The sequence below is a fragment of the Pseudomonas sp. ChxA genome, from assembly GCF_030263855.1.
In the GTDB taxonomy this organism is placed as follows: Bacteria; Pseudomonadota; Gammaproteobacteria; order Pseudomonadales; family Pseudomonadaceae; genus Aquipseudomonas; species Aquipseudomonas fluorescens_CB.
The window spans coordinates 3,597,691-3,618,060 of the sequence record NZ_JARPMK010000001.1 but is presented as its reverse complement, the minus strand read 5'-3'; the positions used below and the strand labels follow the sequence as shown (position 1 = coordinate 3,618,060).

General features: G+C 61.5%; 18 protein-coding genes and 1 pseudogene. 10 read left to right on the top strand and 9 right to left on the bottom strand.

The window, feature by feature from the left end:
• Positions 1-6 precede the first annotated feature (6 nt).
• Positions 7-1,119, bottom strand: coding sequence for an efflux RND transporter periplasmic adaptor subunit (locus P5706_RS16200; protein WP_200432973.1), 1,113 nt, complete (start codon positions 1,117-1,119; stop codon positions 7-9).
• Between the two features lie 94 nt (positions 1,120-1,213).
• Positions 1,214-2,794, bottom strand: a complete 1,581-nt coding sequence (locus P5706_RS16195; RefSeq protein WP_285680110.1) for an efflux transporter outer membrane subunit — start codon at positions 2,792-2,794, stop codon at positions 1,214-1,216.
• A gap of 257 nt (positions 2,795-3,051) precedes the next feature.
• Here P5706_RS16195 and P5706_RS16190 point away from each other — a divergent pair, with 257 nt between their 5' ends.
• From P5706_RS16190 to P5706_RS16145, 10 genes are all read left to right on the top strand, one after another.
• Positions 3,052-4,023, top strand: a complete 972-nt coding sequence (locus P5706_RS16190) for an ABC transporter substrate-binding protein (protein ID WP_200432967.1) — start codon at positions 3,052-3,054, stop codon at positions 4,021-4,023.
• Positions 4,020-5,327: an LLM class flavin-dependent oxidoreductase gene (locus P5706_RS16185; RefSeq protein WP_285680106.1), complete on the top strand. Its 1,308-nt coding sequence runs from the start codon at positions 4,020-4,022 to the stop codon at positions 5,325-5,327. Before P5706_RS16190 ends, P5706_RS16185 begins: the two co-directional genes overlap by 4 nt.
• A 173-nt stretch (positions 5,328-5,500) precedes the next feature.
• On the top strand, positions 5,501-5,899 hold the full coding sequence (locus tag P5706_RS16180; protein ID WP_177024411.1) for a cytidine deaminase: 399 nt from the start codon (positions 5,501-5,503) through the stop codon (positions 5,897-5,899).
• A 54-nt stretch (positions 5,900-5,953) separates the two neighbouring features.
• A complete protein-coding gene (locus P5706_RS16175; protein ID WP_017135630.1) occupies positions 5,954-7,219 on the top strand; it encodes a NupC/NupG family nucleoside CNT transporter in 1,266 nt (421 codons plus the stop codon).
• A 10-nt stretch (positions 7,220-7,229) separates the two neighbouring features.
• Positions 7,230-8,537, top strand: coding sequence for a thymidine phosphorylase (deoA, locus tag P5706_RS16170; protein ID WP_285680101.1), 1,308 nt, complete (start codon positions 7,230-7,232; stop codon positions 8,535-8,537).
• Entirely contained in the window at positions 8,534-9,763 is a 1,230-nt protein-coding gene (locus tag P5706_RS16165; protein WP_285680099.1) for a phosphopentomutase, read from the top strand. Before deoA ends, P5706_RS16165 begins: the two co-directional genes overlap by 4 nt.
• 68 nt (positions 9,764-9,831) lie before the next feature.
• Entirely contained in the window at positions 9,832-10,446 is a 615-nt protein-coding gene (locus P5706_RS16160) for a dTMP kinase (protein WP_285680097.1), read from the top strand.
• A gap of 74 nt (positions 10,447-10,520) precedes the next feature.
• A complete protein-coding gene (locus tag P5706_RS16155) occupies positions 10,521-10,820 on the top strand; it encodes a hypothetical protein (RefSeq protein ID WP_285680094.1) in 300 nt (99 codons plus the stop codon).
• An 83-nt stretch (positions 10,821-10,903) separates the two neighbouring features.
• Positions 10,904-11,485: a DedA family protein gene (locus tag P5706_RS16150; RefSeq protein WP_285680092.1), complete on the top strand. Its 582-nt coding sequence runs from the start codon at positions 10,904-10,906 to the stop codon at positions 11,483-11,485.
• Positions 11,486-11,740: 255 nt separating this feature from the next.
• Complete coding sequence (locus P5706_RS16145) at positions 11,741-11,989, top strand: CsbD family protein (protein WP_285680090.1); 249 nt, start codon at positions 11,741-11,743, stop codon at positions 11,987-11,989.
• A 424-nt stretch (positions 11,990-12,413) separates the two neighbouring features.
• Here P5706_RS16145 and lra1 read toward each other — a convergent pair whose 3' ends face one another.
• The 7 genes and pseudogenes from lra1 to P5706_RS16110 form a co-directional block, all read right to left on the bottom strand.
• The gene (gene lra1 / locus P5706_RS16140) at positions 12,414-13,184 is read right to left on the bottom strand and encodes an L-rhamnose 1-dehydrogenase Lra1 (RefSeq protein WP_285680088.1); all 771 of its coding nucleotides are present in this window, start codon (positions 13,182-13,184) and stop codon (positions 12,414-12,416) included.
• Between the two features lie 26 nt (positions 13,185-13,210).
• Positions 13,211-14,269, bottom strand: a complete 1,059-nt coding sequence (gene rhaT / locus P5706_RS16135) for an L-rhamnose/proton symporter RhaT (RefSeq protein WP_285680086.1) — start codon at positions 14,267-14,269, stop codon at positions 13,211-13,213.
• 40 nt (positions 14,270-14,309) lie between these two features.
• Complete coding sequence (gene rhaM / locus P5706_RS16130) at positions 14,310-15,509, bottom strand: L-rhamnose mutarotase (protein WP_285680084.1); 1,200 nt, start codon at positions 15,507-15,509, stop codon at positions 14,310-14,312.
• A 70-nt stretch (positions 15,510-15,579) separates the two neighbouring features.
• Positions 15,580-17,013 (bottom strand): aldehyde dehydrogenase, encoded by a 1,434-nt coding sequence (aldA, locus tag P5706_RS16125; RefSeq protein ID WP_285680082.1) that lies wholly within the window; start codon positions 17,011-17,013, stop codon positions 15,580-15,582.
• Positions 17,014-17,023: 10 nt separating this feature from the next.
• Positions 17,024-17,823, bottom strand: a pseudogene (locus P5706_RS16120) (aldolase/citrate lyase family protein).
• Between the two features lie 11 nt (positions 17,824-17,834).
• Positions 17,835-19,019 (bottom strand): L-rhamnonate dehydratase, encoded by a 1,185-nt coding sequence (rhmD, locus tag P5706_RS16115; RefSeq protein ID WP_063029975.1) that lies wholly within the window; start codon positions 19,017-19,019, stop codon positions 17,835-17,837.
• A 15-nt stretch (positions 19,020-19,034) separates the two neighbouring features.
• A complete protein-coding gene (locus P5706_RS16110) occupies positions 19,035-20,330 on the bottom strand; it encodes an MFS transporter (RefSeq protein ID WP_285680078.1) in 1,296 nt (431 codons plus the stop codon).
• Between the last annotated feature and the right edge of the window lie 40 nt (positions 20,331-20,370).

Here is a 20,370-nt window from a genome sequence, read left to right as displayed (position 1 = left end):
ACACCTTTAATGTTCTTGGGGAGTCGGCGCCGGGTCGTTCAGCGGCGCGGCGCTGTTATCGACCTTCACCGGCGAGCCGTTCTTGAGCTTCATCTGGCCGCTGGTGATCAACAGGTCGCCTTCTTTGACCCCGGACAGGATCGCGACCTGATCGCCACGGGTCGGCCCGGTCTTGATAAAGGTCTGTTGCGCGGTGAGCACCTCGTCACCCTTGTCGTTCTTGCTCGAGGTGGCAATGAATACCGTGGTGCCATACGGGTTGTAGGTCACCGACGTTTGCGGCACGGTGAGGTAGCGTTGGGTGGCGCCCGAGCTGACCACTGCACGCGCAAACATGCCGGGCACCAGGTTTTGCTTGGGGTTCTCCACGGTTGCTTCGACGGTGACGTTGCGCGTGGTGGCATCGAACTGGGTGTCGATGGTGCTGATGCGGCCCTTGAACGTCTGGTTGGACAGGCCGTCAGCCGTTACTGCGACGCCCTGGCCAATGGCGATCGCCTCCATCTGCGTCTGCGGCACGCTGAAGTCGATGTAGATGGGATCAAAGGTCTGCAACGTGGCGATTTTGTCGCCGGGGTTGAGGTACTGACCGGGGTTGACGCTGGTGATACCGATGCGCCCGGCAAAGGGTGCGCGAATGGTCTTTTTCGCCACCAGCGCGCGCTGCTGCTCGGCGGCGGCAAGCTTGGCCTTCAAGTCGGCAGTATCGGTGTCCACTTGTGCTTGGGAGATGGCGTTGACCGCCAGTTGCGCCTTGTCGCGCTTGAGCACGATCACTGCCAGGTCGGCGGTGGCCTCCAGCGAGTGCAGTTGCGCGATATCCGAGTCGGCATTCAACTGCACCAGCAGTGCCTGGGCTTCGACTTCCTGGCCAGGTTTGAACCCGATGGTGCGCACGATGCCGCCCACTTCCGTGGTCACATCCACGCCGCGCACGGCCTTCATCGAGCCCACCGCCGACACACTGGGTTGCCATTCGCTAAATGGCACCTGCATGGCCGTCACCACAGCAGCCGGCAAGGGCTGTTTGGACTGGGCGATCAGTGCCGAAATCTGCACGAACTTCACCCCGGCAATGATCGCGACAATCACCAGCACCACCACGATCATGATCAGCATCGGCCGCCACAGTCGCCGCTTGCGCGGGCCATTGGGGGCGGGTGGCGGGGCAGAGACAGGGGTGACTTCAGCCATGGGGTTTCTCGCTGTTGATTCAGTTGAGCCGCGCGGCATCGGCCGGCGCGGCTTTGCTCTTGGCCGGCATGATTTCCTGCCACGACGGCAGGCCGAAGCGATCCGGGCTGCCCTTGGTATCCGGGTTCACATCCGTACGGTTCCACCAGCCGCCACCCAACGCCTGGAACAGCGCCGTGGTGTCGCTGTAGCGGGCGGCCTGGGCCTTGACGCGTGACAACGCAGTGTTCTGATAGGTCTGCTGAGCCGTGAGCAGGTTGATGTAGGCCACCGCGCCAAGGCGAAATTGGGCCTGGACCAGATCCAGGTTGGCCTGCGCTGAGCGTTCGGCCACAACCTGCTGGTTGAGCGCATCGGCGTCGGCTTCCAGCGCCCGCAGTGCGTTGGCCACATCCTGGAAGGCGGTCACCACCGTGCCGCGATAACGCGCCGCCGACTCGTCGTAAGCGGCCACGGCTGCGCGCTTGCGGTGTTCGAGCGCGCCGGCGTCAAAGATCGGCTGGGTAATCGAGCCCGCCAGGCTCCACACGCCGGAGCCCGACGAAAACAGCTTGGTCCCGCTTGCCACGGTGGAGCCCAGCGAGCCGGTAATGCTGAACTGCGGTAGCTGGTTGGCGACGGCCACGCCGATATTGGCGCTGGCCTGATGCAGTTGAGCCTCGGCGGAACGCACATCCGGCCGCTGGCCCACAATGGCCGAAGGCAGGCTCACCGGCAGTTCTTCGGGCAGCCGTAAAGACGCCAGGTTGAAACGCTCGCCCTGGTCCTGATTCGGGAAGCGCCCCAGATAGGCCATCAACTGATTGCGTGTTTGCGCCAATTGTTTTTGCAACGGCGGCAAGGTCGCACGGGTCTGTGCCAGTGCCGTTTGCTGGGTGAGCACGTCGGTATCGCCAATCGCCCCCAAGCGCCGCTGAGCTTGCAGCAGATCAAGTTGGCCGCCTTGCAGGCGGATGATCTCCTCGGTAGATGCGATTTGATCACGCACAGACGCAAGGCTGATGGCGGTATTGACCACATTGGCAGTCAAGGTCAGGTAGGTCGCCTCCAACTGGAAGCGCTGATACTCGGCCTGCGCCGTGGTCGATTCGATTTGCCGGCGCGTACCGCCAAACACATCCGGGGCATAGGAGACGCTCAGCGACGCTGAACTGACGGTGAGTATTGGCGATTCCGGCACACCGGAGGTGACCCCCGAGACTTTCTCACGGGCCTTCTGCACATTGCCGTTCACCGACGGGAACAAGGAGGCCTGGTCGGCGTAGACCAACTCGTTGGCCTGGCGCAAGGCGGCTTGCGCAGCGCTCACATCCGGGTTGGCCTTCAAAGCTTCTTCGACCAGTGCGTTCAAGGCGGGCGAACGAAACAGCGTCCACCATTGGCCGGGGATATCCATGCCTGCGATCAGCCGCTGCGCGGCGCCACCGGTGGCGATATCGGCCTGGGCAGTGGTGGCGAGTTTTTCTTTTGCATAGTCGGCGTTCGCAGCCACATCGGGTCGGGCGAAATCAGGCCCGACGGTGCAGCCGGCGAGGGCGATGCACAGCAGGCTCAAGGGAACCAGAAGGGAGGATGCACGCTGCCGAGGCTGCTCTTTCATGTTGACTCTATTAATCAGTTGGCTAACTGTTTTTTGTTGAGCAATGAGTGCAGGTGCATCAGGGGCGTTGGACTCAAATCAGTGTAGGTGGTGCCGGGCGCTATGCAATGTCGGCCGCAGAGTTTCGGCTGCACCGATGGCTATAAAATGCATATTCCGCATTCTTATAGAATTAGGATATGCATTATCAGTATTTTACACCGAGTGATCAGTCCCGCATCTTCTGCGTCCTTATAAACAGGCATTTGGAGAAAAACGTGCGTTACCTGACAACACTGGCGGCCGGGATGACTGCCGCCATGCTCTGCCTGACTGCGCACGCGCAAACGCTGGTGGTGGGCGACCAAAGCTACAACGCCCAGGCCGTGATGGAAGCGGCGGGGGTGCTCAACGATCTGCCTTACACACTGGAATGGAAGCAATTCACCGCCGGTTCGCCCGTCGCCGAAGCGTTGAATGCCAACAGCCTGGACATCGGCCTGCTGGGGGATGCGCCGGTGTTGTTCCTGGGCGCACTCGGCGCGCCGATCAAGGTGATTGGCATCAGCCGCCAGAACCTCGAAGGCGTGGCGATTCTGGTTAGAAAAGACTCCTCGATCCACAGCCTTGCCGACCTTGCCGGCAAGCGCGCGGCCATCTGGAAAGGCTCCTGGAGCCAGCAACTGCTGCTGACGGCGCTGGACAAAGCCGGCGTATCACGTGACTCGCTGGAGTTGCGTTACCTCAGCGCGCTGGATGCTTCCCATGCGCTGGAAGGCGGCTCGGTTGATGTGATCGCCACCTGGGAGCCCTACGTTACCCAGCAGGAACGCCAAGGCGCACGGGTGCTGGCGACGGCTGAGGGGTTGATTCCGGCGCAGAGCTTTATTGCCGCCAACACCAAGGCCTTGGAGAGCAAACGCGCGCCGATCAGCGACTTTCTGCAGCGCTTGAAGAAGGCCCGCGACTGGACACGCCAAAGCCCGGCTAATGCCGATGCGTATGCCGATGCCTGGGCCAAACGTACCCGCGCCGATGCCGACATCGCCCGCGCCTGGTTTGCCCGCGCGCGCACCACGGTTGAGCCGGTCACGGCCCAGTCGCCAGTGGAAGCGCAAAAGACCGTGGACTTTTTTGCCAGCCAAGGCCTGGTCAAGTCCTATTCGGCGGCCAGCCTGTTCGACGATTCATTCGCGGCCGCCTTGCAACCCGCCGTGGCCAAAACGCTTCAAGGAACACTGAACAAATGACTAAAAGACAGCTGAAACTTGGCGCCCTGACGATGGGCTGCGGCGGCCCCGGCCGCCATAACCTATGGCTTGACCCCGAGTTACCGGCCGATGCCAGCGTCAACGTCGACTGGTACATCGACATTGCCCGCCAGGCCGAGGCCGCACTGTTCGACTTGATGTTCATCGTCGACAGCCAGTTCATCACGCCCGGCTCGCCGTCCCATTACCTCAATCGCCTGGAACCACTGACATTGCTATCGGCGTTGGCCGTCAGCACACGGCATATCGGTTTGGTCGGCACGCTGACAACGTCCTACAACTCGCCCTACAACGTGGCACGGCGCTTGGCCTCCCTGGACCTGATCAGCAAAGGCCGCGCCGGCTGGAACGTAGTCACCAGTGGCGATGCCGGCACCGCCGGCAATTATAGTCGCGACGAGCATTACGACTACGACACCCGCTATGGCCGCGCCGCCGAACACGTCCAAGTGGTGCAGGGCTTGTGGAATTCCTACGAGGATGACGCCTTCGTGCGTGACCGTGCGACAGGCCAATTCCTCGACCCGAGCAAACTGCATAGCCTGAACCACAAGGGCGAGCACTTTTCCGTGGTGGGCCCGCTGAATATCCAACGCTCGCCCCAGGGCCAACCAGTGATCTTCCAGGCCGGTGACTCCGAACAAGGCCGCGACCTGGGCGCCGCCACCGCCGATGTGATCTTTACCCACGCCGCCAGCATCGAGCAGGGCCAGGCGTTTTACCGGGATATAAAGGGCAGGGCGCTGCAGCACGGACGCGATCCGGAGCAATTGCTGGTGATGCCCGGCGCGGAAATCTATGTGGGTGACACTGACGAACATGCGCGTGAAATCGAGCAGCATTACCATCAGGCCGACCACAGCTTTGAACTGGCACTGAAGGAGTTTGGGCGTAATTTCGGCTGGCATGATTTCAGCCAATACGACCTGGATGCGCCGTTTCCACAGCAAAGCCTGGAGGCAGCACGCAGCAGCTTTTATACCAATGCCAAGCGCATTGCCGATCAGGCGCGGGAGAAGGGCTTTACCTTGCGTCAGGCCGTGGAATTTGGCCGGCAACTGCGGCCGGGGGCGTTTGTGGGGACGGCGGATACTGTGGCGCAAAAGATGGCCGATTGGCTGGAGGCGCGGGCGGTGGATGGCTTCAATATTTATATTGGCCATCCGGGGCAGTTCACGCGGTTTACCCGGGAAGTCATACCGTTGTTGCAGGAGCGTGGGGTTTATCGCACGGCGTATGAAGGCACGACCTTGCGCGAGAGTCTGGGGTTAGGCGTTGCATAGAGGGCGTTTGGCGCGTGTGGCCTGTTGAAGCTTATCGGCGCAGGCCAAGCCGACTTTCGCTCAGGGCTAAAAATAAAGATTGAGTATTCACATCAAATGTTATTTTAATAACACCCATAAGAGCGTCACGACCTCCCTGGACGTGCTCGCAAAAAAATGGGATGCCCCTGTAGATGACAATTGAACAGCGTTTGATGGAACAGGCCAAGCGGGCGGCCGAGCGTACGTATTCGCCTTATTCGAAGTTTCCGGTAGGCGCGGCGTTGCTGACCGCCGACGGTGAGGTTGTACTGGGCTGCAACGTCGAGAATATCTCCTACGGGCTGACCAATTGTGCCGAACGCAGCGCTTTGTTCAGTGCCATCAGCCAGGGCCATGCGCCGGGCAGTTTCAGGGCCATCGCGGTTTACGCACCCAACGTTTCACTGATAAGCCCTTGCGGTGCCTGCCGCCAGGTGATGCTGGAGTTGATGGCTAAGGATGCGGTGGTGATTTGCCAGGGCAGTGACCCGGCCGCCACCCGTACCTGGACCCTGGCGCAATTGCTGCCGGGCGCCTTCGACGCTTTCTAATCCTGGGCAGGCCTGCTGGCCTGCGTCCGCTTGGTCCCTTGTTGAGACGCCTGCATGATCAGTCTTGTCGGAATAGCGACCCTTATTGTCATTGCCATTGCTTTATCCCACCAGCGACGCTCGATCAACTGGCGCACGGTTTCGGTCGCTTTTGTGATTCAGGTACTGATCGGCGCTTTCGCGTTGTACGTGCCCTGGGGCCAGACGGTGCTCGCCGCGCTGTCGGGAGCGGTCGCCTCGCTGCAGCTGTATGCCAACAAAGGCATCGAGTTTCTGTTCGGCGGTTTGAGTTCGCCGCATATGTTTGAAGTGTTCGGCAATGGCGGATTTGTATTCGCTATCCGGGTGTTGCCGATGATTGTGTTCTTCGGCAGCTTCATCTCGGTGCTGTATTACATCGGCGTGATGGGCTGGATTATCCGGCTGGTGGGCGGCGGCCTGCGCCTGTTGCTGGGCACCAGTCGCGTCGAGTCGATGGTGGTGACGTCGGCGATTTTCATTGGCCAGTCGGAGGTGCCGTTGGTGGTGCGGCCGTTCATTGCCAAGCTGACGCGCTCTGAGTTGTTCGCGGTGATGGTCGGTGGTTTTGCTGCAGTGGCAGGTTCGGTGCTGCTCGGTTACGCCGGGCTTGGGGTGGAACTCAAATACCTGATCGCGGCGTGCTTCATGTCGGCGCCGGGGGCGTTGTTGATGGCCAAGCTCATGGAGCCGGAAACCGAAGCGGCGCGCACCGACGAGGTGATTGAAGAGCTGGGGCAGGCCGAGAATCGGCCGACCAATATCATCGACGCGGCGGCCGAGGGCGCGCAGGTCGGCTTGCGCCTGGCCTTGGCGGTGGGTGCGATGCTGCTTTCGTTTATCGCGTTGATCGCCTTGTTCAACGGGCTGCTGGGCTGGGCGGGCAACTGGTTTGGCTACCCGCAGCTGACCTTGCAACTGGTGCTCGGGCACGTGTTGGCGCCCATCGCGTTTCTGCTCGGAGTGCCGTGGCATGAGGCGGTGCTGGCCGGCGGTTTTATCGGTGAAAAACTGGTGCTCAACGAGTTCGTCGCCTATGCCGACCTGGCCAATTATCTGACCGCAGACAAAGCGGCCGCAGCCGGGGTGCCGCTGTTGTCGGCACACACCCAAGTGATCGTCACTTTCGCCCTGTGCGGCTTTGCCAACCTGTCCTCGATTGCCATCCAACTGGGCGGCCTCACGGGCATCGCCCCGCAACGGCGTCAAGAACTGGCGCGGCTGGGCCTGCGGGCCATGATCGGCGGCACGCTTTCCAACCTGATGAGTGCGGCGATTGTCGGCTTTTTCATTTCGCTGTAAGGAGCACAGTATGTGGTTGCCACAAGAAGTGATTCGCCGTAAACGCGACGGGCATGCGCTGGCCGCGCTGGACATTCAACGGTTTGTCGCCGGCATAGCCGACGGCAGCCTTAGCGATGGGCAAGTGGCGGCGTTCGCCATGGCGGTGTTCATCAAGGGCATGGACGTGAGCGAACGCATTGCCTTGACCGAGGCAATGCGCGATTCCGGCCAGACTCTGCAATGGGCGCTGCCGGGGCCGGTCGTCGACAAGCATTCCACCGGCGGCGTCGGCGACATGATCAGCCTGCTGCTGGCGCCCTTGCTGGCGGTCTGCGGCTGTTACGTGCCGATGATTTCCGGGCGCGGCCTGGGGCATACCGGCGGCACCCTGGACAAACTCGAAAGCATTCCCGGCTACGACTGCCAACCCAGCACCGTACGCCTGCGCGCGGTGGTGGCCGAAGTCGGCTGCGCGATTATCGGCCAAACCGCCAACCTGGCGCCGGCGGACAAGCGCTTGTACGTGATCCGTGATGTGACGGGTTCGGTGGAGTCGATTGACCTGATCACCGCGTCGATCCTCGGCAAAAAACTCGCCGCCGGCCTCGATGTGCTGATCATGGATGTGAAGACCGGCAACGGCGCCTTCATGGCCGAGCCCGAACAGGCGCAGGCACTGGCCGCGAGTATCGTTGCGGTGGCCAACGGTGCCGGGGTCAATACCCGCGCCCTGATCACCGATATGGACCAGCCGCTGGCCCGCAGCGCCGGCAATGCCCTGGAGGTAGCGGAAGCGGTAGCCTTGCTCAAGGGCGAGGTGCGCAGTGAACGCCTGTGGGCGGTGACGTTGGCGCTGGCTACCCAGGCACTGACGATGGCTGGCCTGGCGAGGGACGAGGCTCAGGCCCGTGATCAATTGCATCAAGCCTGGCAGAGCGGCGCGGCCTTGCAGCGCTTTGAACAGATGGTCGTTGCGCTGGGCGGCCCGCAGGGTTTTACCGACAAGCCCGATGAACATTTACCCAAGGCGGCCGTGTCGGTGCCGGTGTGGGCTGAGGAGGAGGGCTGTGTCACCGAGATCGACACCCGAGCGGTGGGGTTGGCGGTGGTGACATTGGGCGGTGGACGCAGCCATCCGGACGACGTGCTGGACCTGTCTGTGGGCTTCAGCGAACTGGCCTTTGTAGGCGAACAGGTGAATGCAAAACGGCCTCTGGGTTGGGTGCATGCGCGCACCCAAGAGCAGGCCGGGCAGGGCGCATCCGCCTTGCGCGCAGCGTATCGGCTAGGCGCTGAACGCCCGGCCGCGCGCGAATTGATCCAGGCAATCCTATGAGCAAGGCTATCGTATTAGTGCTGGATTCGTTGGGCATCGGTGCCAGCGCCGACGCCGCGCTGTTTGGCGATACCGGCGCCGACACCTTGCGCCATATCGCCGAAGCCTGCGCCCGGGGTGAGGCCGATGGGCCAGTGCGCCGGGGACCTTTGACCCTGCCGAACCTGGGCCGGCTGGGATTGGGCTCCGCAGCGGCGGCCAGTGGCAATGGAGCGTTGCCAGGCAACTGGGGCGACGCGGCACCGATTGGCGCCTACGGCCATGCGCGCGAGCAATCATCCGGCAAGGATACGCCGTCCGGGCATTGGGAGATGATGGGCGTGCCAGTGTTGTTCGACTGGGGTTATTTCGAGCGGCCGACCGAGTCCTTTCCACCGCAATTGCTCGCCGACCTGATTGAGCGGGCAGGGTTGCCGGGTATCCTGGGCAATTGCCATGCCTCGGGCACCACGGTGCTGGACGATCTGGGTGAATTGCACATCCGCACCCAGCAGCCGATTTGCTACACCTCGGCCGACAGCGTCATGCAGATCGCCGCCCATGAAAGCCATTTCGGCCTTGAAGCACTGTACCGGGTGTGTGAAATAGCCCGCACCTTGTGTGATGAATACACGGTCGGCAGGGTCATTGCCCGACCGTTTACCGGCGAACACGCGGGCCAGTTCCGGCGCACCGGCAATCGCCGCGACTACACCGTGCCGCCGCCGTCAGCGACGCTGCTTGATCGCCTCTGCGACGCTGGCGGCACTGTGCATGCGGTGGGCAAAATCGGCGATATTTTCGCGCATAGAGGCATCAGCCGCTTGTACAAGGCCGATGGCAACGACGCGCTGTTCGACGCCACGCTCAAGGCCTACCGCGAAGCGCCAGACAACAGCCTGGTGTTTGCCAACTTCGTCGACTTTGACATGCTCTACGGGCACCGCCGAGACCTGGTCGGCTACGCTGCCGCGCTGGAAGCCTTCGACCGCAGGCTGCCGGAATTACTGGCATTGATGGACCCGCAGACATTGCTGATCATCAGCGCAGACCATGGTTGTGATCCGTCTCTTCCGGGCAGCGACCATACCCGTGAACATGTGCCCGTACTGGCTTATGGTGCAGGCGTGGCGGCGGGCTGGTTGGGCGAGCGAGCCAGCTTTGCCGATATCGGCCAGACGCTGGCGGTGCACTTGGGGTTGGAATCGTTGGCATGGGGCACGTCTTTTTTGCTGCGTGAGCCATAGCATCGCCAAGCGTCATTGGCCCCAAACTACGTTAAGGTGCTCATCACTTATCCATCATTACGTGAAGCATGAATCGTCCATTATTTGTCTCCCTGGATGGCCCCAAAGGCACGGGTAAAACCACGCTGTTGGAAGCCGTTACCCAAGCACTGCGGGCAGACAACAAAAAAGTGATCCGCCTATGCGAGAGAAAAAGCGATCCCTACAGGGCTGAAACCATGGCCCTGGTCAACGCACACGCCAGAAACCCCACCGATGATTCGGAGTGGAGAGTGTGTGAGCGATTTGCGGATAGCCGGCTCTGGATTTCCCGGAACGTGCTGACTAAACAACCACCCGACAGCATCATACTGATAGATCGCTGGTACCCCTCAGATGCAGCGTTTCGCCGCACAGTCCCGTTCGCAGCCATATTGCAGTTAAACCTGGACCGAAACGTGCGAGTGCCGGACCTGCATGTGGGCGTCATTACCAACCCCGAGGTTTCATGGTCAAGGGCAGCGCAACGACGACGCGGGTTGGGCAGTACGTTGATCCATACGCTGCAAGAGCATGTCGAGTGTACCCAGGCGTTTGTGCGAGCGGCCGGCGAACAGGGGTGGGTTTTGTGCCGTAATGAAGGGCCGATTGAACAGGCGACGGCGCAGGTGGTTGCTGAGATTTATGCTGTATTAGCGCGGTGAAATTGCACACGATTGGAACGACCCATTGTGCCTTTGAGTCTACCCATATCTACTCATTGGTGAGGTACAGCGCAATGGATAAGACAATCACTCTGGATCAACTGGCTACCACCGACCTCAGGTCCACCAACGAGATATGGCTGGGCGAGACTCATACCCAGCTATGCCTATGGCGTGGCGAACAAGTTTTCACTCACGAGATGATGAGCGAGGGCACCCACGATCAGAATGCCCAGCGCCTGTGCTTGCAGCTGGTGAACCCTGACGATCAAGCCGCAGTGGCCAACGTTGAGTTAATTGTGCGCGAACGGCTGAAAAAAATGAGCAAGGAGGGCGAGTTTTATCCCGCAGAGGAGGCCGATTCTCATCAATAAGAAGTGCATGAATCGATCGAGGGAAAGATCTATTTATGCCATTAATGCTGCCGCCATCGCCTCCACCAGATCCAGGAATGCCCATGCTCGAACATCTTGACCTCAACGCGTTGATTGCAGTCTATGGCTACTGGGTAATCTTCGTGGGCTGCCTGCTGGAAGGCGAAACAGTGTTGATCCTCGGCGGTATGGCTGCACACCAGGGCACCCTGCAATGGCTGCATGTAGTGGGCTGGGCCACCCTGGGCGGCATACTCGGCGATCAGCTACTGTTCTGGACAGGCCGTTATTTCGGGAGCCGCCTGCTGCCCAAACTCAAGCGTCACCAGTCTGCCATCGAACGGGTAGAGGGCATTATTCATCGCTACCCCATGATCTCTGTATTCGCCGTACGCTTCCTCTACGGAATGCGCTTAGTGGGGCCCATGGTAATAGGTGCAAGCGGTCTGGCGCCCTGGCGTTTCGCCTTGATCAATGTGCTGAGTGCGGCGATTTGGGCCACGCTGTTCGTCAGCGCAGGCTACTGGGCCGGCGAAGCGTTACAGCATTTCTTAGGCGACCTGAGACCGTATCGCCTGCCGATCTTCATCACAGTGGTAGCACTGGTGACCCTTGCGGCGCTGGTGCGGTATTTGCGCCGCCGAACCAAGGCGTCGCACCGCTGAGGTAGTGGCATAAGCCAAGTCACGACCAAAAAGGCGTTGCAACGTGGGCAGCAGATCCGATCAATACTGAACATTTGTGGGCCGTCCCGGAGCAGTGGACGGGGCTCACAGTCATTTGAGGAAACCGCGCGACACGCGTTTGAGATCAACTTCAATTTGAACTAATCATTACGCTCGTCCGCCTAACGCTGTGCAGATTGCTTCAAACCCAGGTTTTTCTGGGGTACTCACTCACACACGAACATTTGGTGAATCATGAAGAGCGAACAGGTAGAAGGTGTTGTAGACAAGGTTGCTGGCAAAGCGCAGAGCGCAGTCGGTAAATTGTTTGGTGATTCGAAGCTCGAGGTTGAAGGGAATGGCCGCCAAGTTGCTGGTCAGTTGACCCAAGCCTATGGCGATGCACTCGACAGCGTATCTACATTTGTTAAAGAAAAACCAGTTGCTGCAATCGCGATCGGTGCAGTCGCTCTGCTCGTTCTAGACCGTCTCTTTCGCCGCTGAGCCACCAAGATAGAACGCTCCGTCAGGGGCGTTCCCTTTTGCGTTTATCGCCCCGCGCGTCTGGAACTGTAGATCAGTGGGCGAGGGCGATCCACGAAATGGCCCGCATAAATATCATCCCATGCCGTAGATGTTCGGCGTGCATACGGCCTGGATCGCGAGTGTCTTGGTAGGTTCTGCATGGCACGCTCTGATCTATGAATCGCCCCGGGTGTCCTAGACACCTCTTTGTCTTAAACTGAGCCCAAATAGGGGGGGCCATGAGCAACCCGCGTTACCCCGAACAATTCAAAGTACAAGCGATCAATCCAGACCGAGATGAAGCTGCCTGTCACTAATCAGGGGGCGCACTAATCAGGGGGCGGTACTGAGGGAGTAAAGGGAATCCAGCACCAAAGCCCCCTCTGTAGTTTGTGGGGTGACACTACTGCAAATTAACGAACATCCCGCCATCCACGAGTAGCGACGCACCGGTCACATAGCGCGCCATATCCGAAGCAAGAAAAACAATGGGCCCCGCAACATCGTCAGGTTCACCCAGGCGCCCCAGCGGCGTACGCGACGTCATGTACGCCAACTTCTCTTCATCCGCCAAATCCTCCTTGTTGATGTCGGTAGCAATCGTCCCCGGCAACACCGAATTACAGCGAATGCCATACGGCCCCAGCGCAATCGCACAGGACTGCATCAACGAATGCAGCCCGGCCTTGGTCGGCGTGTAGTGCGTCTGCATCCCGCCGCCCACCAACGCACTGATGGAACTGACGGCGATGATCGCGCCGCCCTTGCCCTGGTTTTTCATCTGGTTGGCCGCCGCCTGCACGGCGAAGTAGGCGCCGTTGAGGTTGGTGTTGACCGTCTTCAGGTACACCTCGCGCGGCATGTCGAGGAACGAATGGAACGGGCAAATCCCGGCATTGTTGACGAACACATCCACACTGCCGAATGCCTTGAGCGCGCCGGCTACCAGTTTGTCACCGGTGTCCGGGTCGGCCGCATCGCCGCCCACTTCCACTGCCTGGCCACCGAACGCCTTGATCTCCTCGATCAACGAAAACGCCGCCTCAGTGCCCTGGCCACTGCCGCTGTGGCCGATCACCACACGAGCCCCCTGGCGCGCGCACTCACGGGCAGCAGCGCGTCCGATACCACGGGAGGCGCCAGTAATAATCACGGTTTTATCTGCAAGTAACATAAATGAACTCCTCGAAAAAAACGGCCTCAGCCGAGATAGTTGCCGTAACCGACCATCGCGATAGCGCCGAGAATCACCGCGATACCGGCCACCAATACGCTTTTGTTGGTAGCGCTGGTCCCCTGCCATTCACGGAAATACAGGCCCCAGCCGTTGGAGACGATGATGATGAATGACATGTGCAGCACCCACGAACTGGCGTCGTTCTGCAGGCGGCTTTCGCCCATGCCGTAGAAGAAAAACTGCAGGAACCACAGGGTTCCGGCGCACGCCACGAGCAGGTAATTGCTTAACAGCGGGGCGCTGCGGTCGGTGTAGTTGTGGAACGTGCGGTTGCGGCAGTTCAGCCAGAGGCACCAGAGGCCGTTGGTGGTCAGGCCACCCCACATGATCACCATGAAGGTCACGTTGTTCTGGAACAGGCTGTTGGCGCCGTGCTCGACAGCCGCGGCAGCCAGTGGGCGCCCGGCTGAAATACCGTAACTGAAGCACGCGCTCAGCACCCCGGAGATCACCGCTACCAGCATGCCCTTGGCCACCGAGAACTCGCTGATGCTGGCGAATTTCACCGCTTCCGGCACCTCCCGCTCCTTGATCAGACCGGCCTTGCCGCACACCGCAATGCCCACCAGGGACACTGCGACACCCCACAGCACCCAATGCCCGCCCTGGGAGGCGAGCATCGAGGTCAGCGTGCCTTCGGTGGCGTCGGTGAACAGGTCGCGGTACAGCGCTGGCATCAGCGCACCGAGGGCCGAGGTCAGGCCGAGTACCAGCGACATACCCAGGGACAGCCCGAGGTAGCGCATGGTCAGGCCGAAGGTCAGCCCGCCGATGCCCCAGAGCACGCCGAACAGGTAGGTCCAGAGCAGGGTGCTGGTGTCGGCCTGGCGCAGGATGTCGGCCCAGCCGGGCACGGTCAGTTGCGCGGCAATCAGCGGCACGATCAACCAGGATACCAGGCCACCGGTGATCCAGTAGCTTTCCCAGGCCCAGCCGCGGACTTTCTTGTAGGGGATGTAGAAACTGCCGGAGGCGAAGCCGCCGATGAAGTGCAGGATCACACCGAAGAGAATGATTTCCACGTAGTCGAATCCTTTTTTATTGTTGTGGTACCGCGCTGATTCAGCCTGGGGTGAGGCTGAACATCGGGATCAAATCCACGCTGACGGGCGAGGCGTCCGGGTGGCTGGGCATGATGTCTTGCATGCAGTGCCACCAACGTTGCATCAGCGCGGTGCCCGGCAATGCGTCGAGGCGGTGCTGGTCTTCGTGGGTCATCACGGCGAACAGGGCGTTGCTGGGTTCGTCGAGGAAGATTCGGTAGTCCACCACGCCGGCATCGCGCAGGGCCTGGGCGAGTTCCGGCCAGATCTCGTCATGGCGTCGACGGTACTCGGCCTGCTGCCCGGGGTTGAGGTTCATGCGAAAGGCTCGGGTCTGCATCACTGGCCTCCGTGGGGTGGCGTGGGGCTGTAGATGCGCACCGCGTTGTGCAGGAAGAACTTGCCTTGCACCGCCTCGGGTTTGCCCGCCAGGCAGGCCTTCACCAGGCCCAGGGTGCTTGTGAAATCGGCCAGGTGATCGCTGTTGGGCCAGTCGGCCGAAGAAGCAGCGGTCTTCGCCAAAGGCTTCCCACAGTACGGCCAAACGGTCGTTGTAGAACGACGGGTCAAGGATCAATCCAGCCGGGCCGAGCTGGGGGATTTCCGCCAGTTTGGCAAACACATTGGGCCGCTCGGCCAGGCGCATCAGGTCAGCGTGATAGGCCGATTCTTCACCGGCCGGCACGCTGGCGTTGGGCAGGTGATCGATGATGATGCGCAGCTCGGGCAGGGTATCGCTCAGGTGCAGCAGCCCTTTGATCAGGCGCGGGTTCGGGTTGGCGCTGTCCAGGCTGCGCCCGAATTCGGCGAGGCGGCGCAGGCCTTCGATAAAACCTTGGCGCTTCTGGTCATCAAGCAAATCTCGGTCCCACAGGTTGCCGTAACGCAAGCCGAGGAACAGCGGTTCAGGGGCCAGGGCTTCAAGGTCTGCCGCAAAGTCGCTGTGCAGCGGATCGAGGTTGCCGACGAAGCCGAGCATGCGTGAGTCGCTGCGCAAGGTGTCCAGCAACCAGCGGTTGTCGTCGCGCCACGGGCTGGCTTCCACGGCGATGGCGCCGATCACGTTATTTTCATCCGCCAGCGCCCAATAATCCGCCGGCAGATGCGCGGCATACAGCGCGTTGCCCGCCTCGGGCCAGGGAATGCCCTGCGGGCGACGCGGGTCGAACAGGTGCAGGTGGCTGTCGATGATTGGCCCGCTGTAAGGGGTAAGAGGCATTGCGCAATCCTTCGGAAGAATGGACAGGGAAGGGCCCGCACGCTAACGCGCCAGGGCCCGTTGCACCACCTCAGCCTTGCAGGTACACCGCATGGGTATGGGTGTACTCATACAGGCCGTGCTTGCCATCGGCGCCGCCGATCCCGGATTTGCGCACACCGGCATGGAAGCCCTGCATCGCCTCGAAGTTCTCGCGGTTGACGTAGGTCTCACCGAACGACAACTCGCGCACTGCTTGCATCGCCTTGCCCAGATCGCGGGTGTAGATCGAGGAAGTCAGGCCGTAGTCGCAGTCGTTGGCCAGGGCGATGGCCTCATCCAGGTCATCGACAATCTGGATCGGCAGCACAGGCCCGAAGATCTCTTCGCGCATGATCTCCATGTCGGCGCGGCAACCGGCCAATACCGTGGGCTGGAAGTGAAAACCCTGGCCCAGATCGGCAATCTGCCCACCGGTGACCAGCGATGCACCCTGGCTCAAGGCGGTGCGTACCTTGCGATTGACGCTGTCCAGGCCCTGGTGGTTGATCAGTGGGCCCATCTCCACATCGGCCTGGGCGATGGGATCGCCGTAGCGAGTGGCGGCCATCGCGGCGCTGATGCGCTCGATAAACTGGTCGGCCACCTTGCGCTCCACGTACACCCGTTCGGCGCAGTTGCACACCTGGCCGCTGTTGATAATCCGCGAGTCACGAATGGCTTTTACCGCGAGGTCCAGGTCGGCATCGGCGAGGACGATGGCGGGGGCTTTGCCACCCAATTCCAGGTTGAGCTTGGTGATGTTCGGCGCCGCAGCAGCCATGATCCGCGAGCCGGTGGCGACGCTGCCGGTGAAGCTGATCATGTCCACGCCCTTGTGGGCGGTGAGGGCGCCACCGACGCGGCCATCGCCGCAGACCACATTGAATACCCCGGCTGGCAGGTCGGTTTCGGCCACCAGTTTGGCGAACTCGAAGCAGTTGTTCGGCGTTTCTTCGCTGGGTTTGATCACGATGGTGTTGCCGGTGAGCAACGCCGGGGCCATCTTGCGGGCGATCAAAAAGAACGGGAAATTCCACGGCAGGATGCCGGCCACCACACCCAGGGGTTTGCGGAACAGGAAGATATTTTCATTGGGGCGGTCGCTGGTGATGATCTCGCCTTCAATGCGGCGCGCCCACTCGGCCATGTAGTCGAGGTAGTCGGCGGTGAAGTTGACTTCCACTTCCGCCAGGCCGCTGACTTTGCCTTGCTCCAGGGTGATGGTGCGCGCCAGGTGGGCGACGTTTTCCCGCAGCTTGGCGGCGATGCGGCGCAAGTGCCCGGCACGTTCGATCGCCGGTGCGCGCGCCCAGTCTTTTTGCGCATGACGCGCGGCAGCCAGGGCTTGGTCGACGTCTTCGGAGGTGGACGCCGGGACCTTCGACAACAGGCCGCCGGTGGCCGGGTTCAATACATCCAGGTGCGCATCGCTTGAGGTAAAGCGGCCATTGATGAAGTTCTGGTAGACCGGTACGGATGACATGCTTGGCTCCTCAGTAGGTACGTGACGGCGCTTTGGCGTCGGCGGCAGGGCGATAGCGGGCCAGGGTCGCCATGGCACCCTGGCGCAGCAGGCTGATGTCGATGGCCACCGCAATGAACTGGCAGCCCCAGGCTTGATAGCGGCGGGCATCGTCTTCGTTGGGGGCGAGGATTCCGCAGGCCTTGCCGGCCGCCAGCGTGGCGTTGACCGCATGTTGGATGCGTTCCTGCACCTCGGGATGCCCGGGGTTGCCGGCATGGCCGAGGCCGATGGACAGGTCGGCGGGGCCGATAAATACCGCGTCCACGCCTTCCACCGCCGCAATCGCCGCGACGTTTTCCACCCCCAGGCGCGACTCCACCTGCACGATCAGCACAGCTGTTCATGGGCGGTATTGAGGTAATCGTTCACGCTGTCCCAGCGGGTAGCGCGGGTCAAGCCGCCGCCGACACCACGAATGCCGTGGGGCGGGTAACGCATGGCACGCACCAGGGCCTGGGCTTGCTCGGCGGTTTCGACCATCGGGATCATCAGCGTTTGCGCACCGACATCCAGCAGTTGCTTGATCAGGTTGGCGTCGCTGCTCACCGCACGCACCACCGGCGCAGTGGCGTAGGGCGCCACGGCCTGGAGCTGGTTGAGCACGCTGGGCACGGTGTTGGGAGCGTGTTCGCCGTCAATCAACATCCAGTCATAACCGGTGCTGGCGACGATCTCGGCAGCGTAGGCGGTGGCGAAGCCGGCCCAGATCCCGTATTGCGCAGCGTCTTTACGCAGCGCAGCCTTGAAAGCGTTGTGGGGCATGTTCATGGCGGGAATCCTCAGCGGTTATACGGACGATGCAGTTGGCAATCGGGGTTGAGATCCACGCCAAACCCGGGCTTGTCGAGCACCGACAGGCGCATGCGGCCATTCACCGGCACCGGTTCACCGAGCAGTTGCGGATGGAACATCGGCACCACCTCATCGGCCTTGGGCGCCATCATCAGGAACTCGGCGAACGGGCTGTTATGGCGGGTGGCGACGAAGTGGTAGCTGTAGACCGACGAGCCGTGAGGCACCACCAGCGCATTATGGGCGTCGGCCAGGGCCGAGATTTTCACCAGCTCGGTGAGGCCGCCGCACCAGCCCACATCCGGCTGGATAATGTCGCAGCAACCCATCTCCAGCAGCATGCGAAAGCCCCAACGGGTGGCTTCGTGTTCGCCGGTGGTGACCAACATGCCTTTGGGCACGTTGTTGCGCAGGGCGGCATAGCCCCAGTAGTCGTCGGGCGACAGCGCTTCTTCGATCCATTTCAGGCCGTATTCATGGGCGCCGATCGCCAGTTTGGTGGCGTAGTTCAGGTCCAGGCTCATCCAGCAATCGAGCATCAGCCAGAAGTCCGGGCCGACCCGCTCGCGCATGGTCGCCAGTTCCTCGAGGTTTTTGCGCAGGCCTTCTTCGCCTTCCGATGGGCTGTAGTGCAGGGGCATCTTGCCGCCGATAAAGCCCATCTTCTGTGCGAGGTCGGGGCGGGCGCCGGTGGCGTAGAACTGCAATTCATCACGCACCGCGCCGCCGAGCAACTGGTGCACCGGTTCCTGGCGGATCTTGCCGAGCAGGTCCCACAGCGCCAGGTCGACACCGGAGATCGTGTTGATCACCAGGCCCTTACGGCCGTAGTACAGGGTGGACTGGTACATCTGGTCCCAGATTTTCTCGATATCGGTCACACGGGCGCCTTCCAGGAAGCGCGCCAGGTGCTTCTCGACGATATACGCGGCGGGCTCGCCACCGGTGGTCACGGCGAACCCGACGGTGCCGTCGCTGGCCTCGATTTCCACCACGAGTGTGCCGAGTACGTTGATCCCGAAACTGCGGCGGCTCTGGCGGTACTCGGGGTATTTGCTCATGGGGGTACTGATGTGATCGTCGATCCAGTGGCCGTCTGCCTGGTCGTGGTAGTCCGCGCCGCCGCCGCGCAGTACAAAGGCGCGGACGTGCTTGATAGTGAGGTTGCCCATGGTGTGACTCCTTGATTAAACAGTGGCCGGCGTGTTCGTCGCTTTTTGGCCTGGCGAATGGATACCGAGTACCAGCAACGCTGCGAGTACGGTGGTGGCGGACAGCAGGTAAAGGCCGGCCGCTGGGGAGTGAAAGGCGGTTTCTGCCCAGTTCTTCAGCACCGGGGCGATAAACCCGCCGAGGGCGCCGAAGGAGTTGATCAGGGCAATGCTGGCCGCCGCTGCGCTGCCGGCGAGGTAGCTGGAAGGGAAGGTCCAGAACACCGGTTGCACGGCGATAAAGCCCGAGGCGGCAAAGCACAGGGCGAGCATGCCCAGCAGCGGGTTGGCGAAGGTCACTGAGCAGGCGATCCCGGCGGCGGCCATCAACAGGGTCAGGGAAGCGGTTTTGCGGCGCTCGCCGGTGCGGTCGGAGTAGCCGGGAATCCACCACGCGGCGAACAGCGCGCAGACCCAGGGAATCGCCGAGACCAGGCCGACCATCAAGCCGACCTTGGTCCCCAGCAGCCCGCCGACTTGGGTTGGCAAGTAGAACACCACGCCGTAGACGCTGGCCTGGATCAGCAAGTAAACCAGGCACAGGTACAGCACGCTGGGCTGGCACAACACCGTGAGCAGGCTGCGGCCATGGGAGGTTTTTTGCTGGTCTTCGCGGTCCAGCAGGTCCTGGATCTGGCGGCGCTCTGCAATGCTCAGCCACTTGGCATCGGCAGGGCGGTTGTCGAGGTACCAATAGGCCCAGATGCCAACCGCGGTGGCCATCAGGCCTTCCACCGCGAACAGCCATTGCCAGCCATGCAACCCGGAGAACCCGTCCAGCTCCAGCAACAGGCCGGACAGCGGGCTGCCGAAGATGAAAGCCAGGGGCGCGCCAAAGTAGAAGAAACCCATGGCCTTGCCGCGTACGGCGGAGGGGAACCAGTAGGTGAGGTAGAGGATCACGCCGGGGAAGAATCCGGCTTCGGCCACGCCCAGCAGAAAGCGCAACACGTAGAAGCTGGTTTCGTTGTGGGCAAACATCATGGCGGCGGACACCACGCCCCAACTGACCATGATCCGGCACATCCACAGGCGGGCACCGACGCAATGCATGATCAGGTTGCTCGGCACTTCCAGCAGCGCATAGCCGACAAAAAACACCCCGGCGCCAAAGGCGAAGGCGGCGTCACTGAGGCCGGTGTCGGCCTGGAAGGCTTGTTTGGCAAACCCGACGTTGGCGCGGTCGAGGAAGGCCATGATGTACATCAACAGCAGGAAGGGCAGCAGCCGCCAGGAAATTTTGGCGAGCAGAGGTGCGGGCAGGGTCTTCATTGTTCAGTCCGGTGTTTTGTTCTTATGGGAAGGACTGTAC

Excerpts from the sequence above, each read along its gene's own strand:
- lra1 (WP_285680088.1), bottom strand. The coding sequence starts at position 13,184 with ATGTTACTTGCAGATAAAACCGTGATTATTACTGGCGCCTCCCGTGGT.
- P5706_RS16185 (WP_285680106.1), top strand. The coding sequence starts at position 4,020 with ATGACTAAAAGACAGCTGAAACTTGGCGCCCTGACGATGGGCTGCGGC.
- P5706_RS16150 (WP_285680092.1), top strand. The coding sequence starts at position 10,904 with ATGCTCGAACATCTTGACCTCAACGCGTTGATTGCAGTCTATGGCTAC.
- P5706_RS16175 (WP_017135630.1), top strand. The coding sequence starts at position 5,954 with ATGATCAGTCTTGTCGGAATAGCGACCCTTATTGTCATTGCCATTGCT.
- P5706_RS16160 (WP_285680097.1), top strand. The coding sequence starts at position 9,832 with ATGAATCGTCCATTATTTGTCTCCCTGGATGGCCCCAAAGGCACGGGT.
- rhmD (WP_063029975.1), bottom strand. The coding sequence starts at position 19,019 with ATGGGCAACCTCACTATCAAGCACGTCCGCGCCTTTGTACTGCGCGGC.
- P5706_RS16110 (WP_285680078.1), bottom strand. The coding sequence starts at position 20,330 with ATGAAGACCCTGCCCGCACCTCTGCTCGCCAAAATTTCCTGGCGGCTG.
- P5706_RS16165 (WP_285680099.1), top strand. The coding sequence starts at position 8,534 with ATGAGCAAGGCTATCGTATTAGTGCTGGATTCGTTGGGCATCGGTGCC.
- deoA (WP_285680101.1), top strand. The coding sequence starts at position 7,230 with ATGTGGTTGCCACAAGAAGTGATTCGCCGTAAACGCGACGGGCATGCG.
- P5706_RS16180 (WP_177024411.1), top strand. The coding sequence starts at position 5,501 with ATGACAATTGAACAGCGTTTGATGGAACAGGCCAAGCGGGCGGCCGAG.
- P5706_RS16195 (WP_285680110.1), bottom strand. The coding sequence starts at position 2,794 with ATGAAAGAGCAGCCTCGGCAGCGTGCATCCTCCCTTCTGGTTCCCTTG.
- rhaM (WP_285680084.1), bottom strand. The coding sequence starts at position 15,509 with ATGCCTCTTACCCCTTACAGCGGGCCAATCATCGACAGCCACCTGCAC.
- aldA (WP_285680082.1), bottom strand. The coding sequence starts at position 17,013 with ATGTCATCCGTACCGGTCTACCAGAACTTCATCAATGGCCGCTTTACC.
- P5706_RS16200 (WP_200432973.1), bottom strand. The coding sequence starts at position 1,119 with ATGCTGATCATGATCGTGGTGGTGCTGGTGATTGTCGCGATCATTGCC.
- P5706_RS16155 (WP_285680094.1), top strand. The coding sequence starts at position 10,521 with ATGGATAAGACAATCACTCTGGATCAACTGGCTACCACCGACCTCAGG.
- P5706_RS16145 (WP_285680090.1), top strand. The coding sequence starts at position 11,741 with ATGAAGAGCGAACAGGTAGAAGGTGTTGTAGACAAGGTTGCTGGCAAA.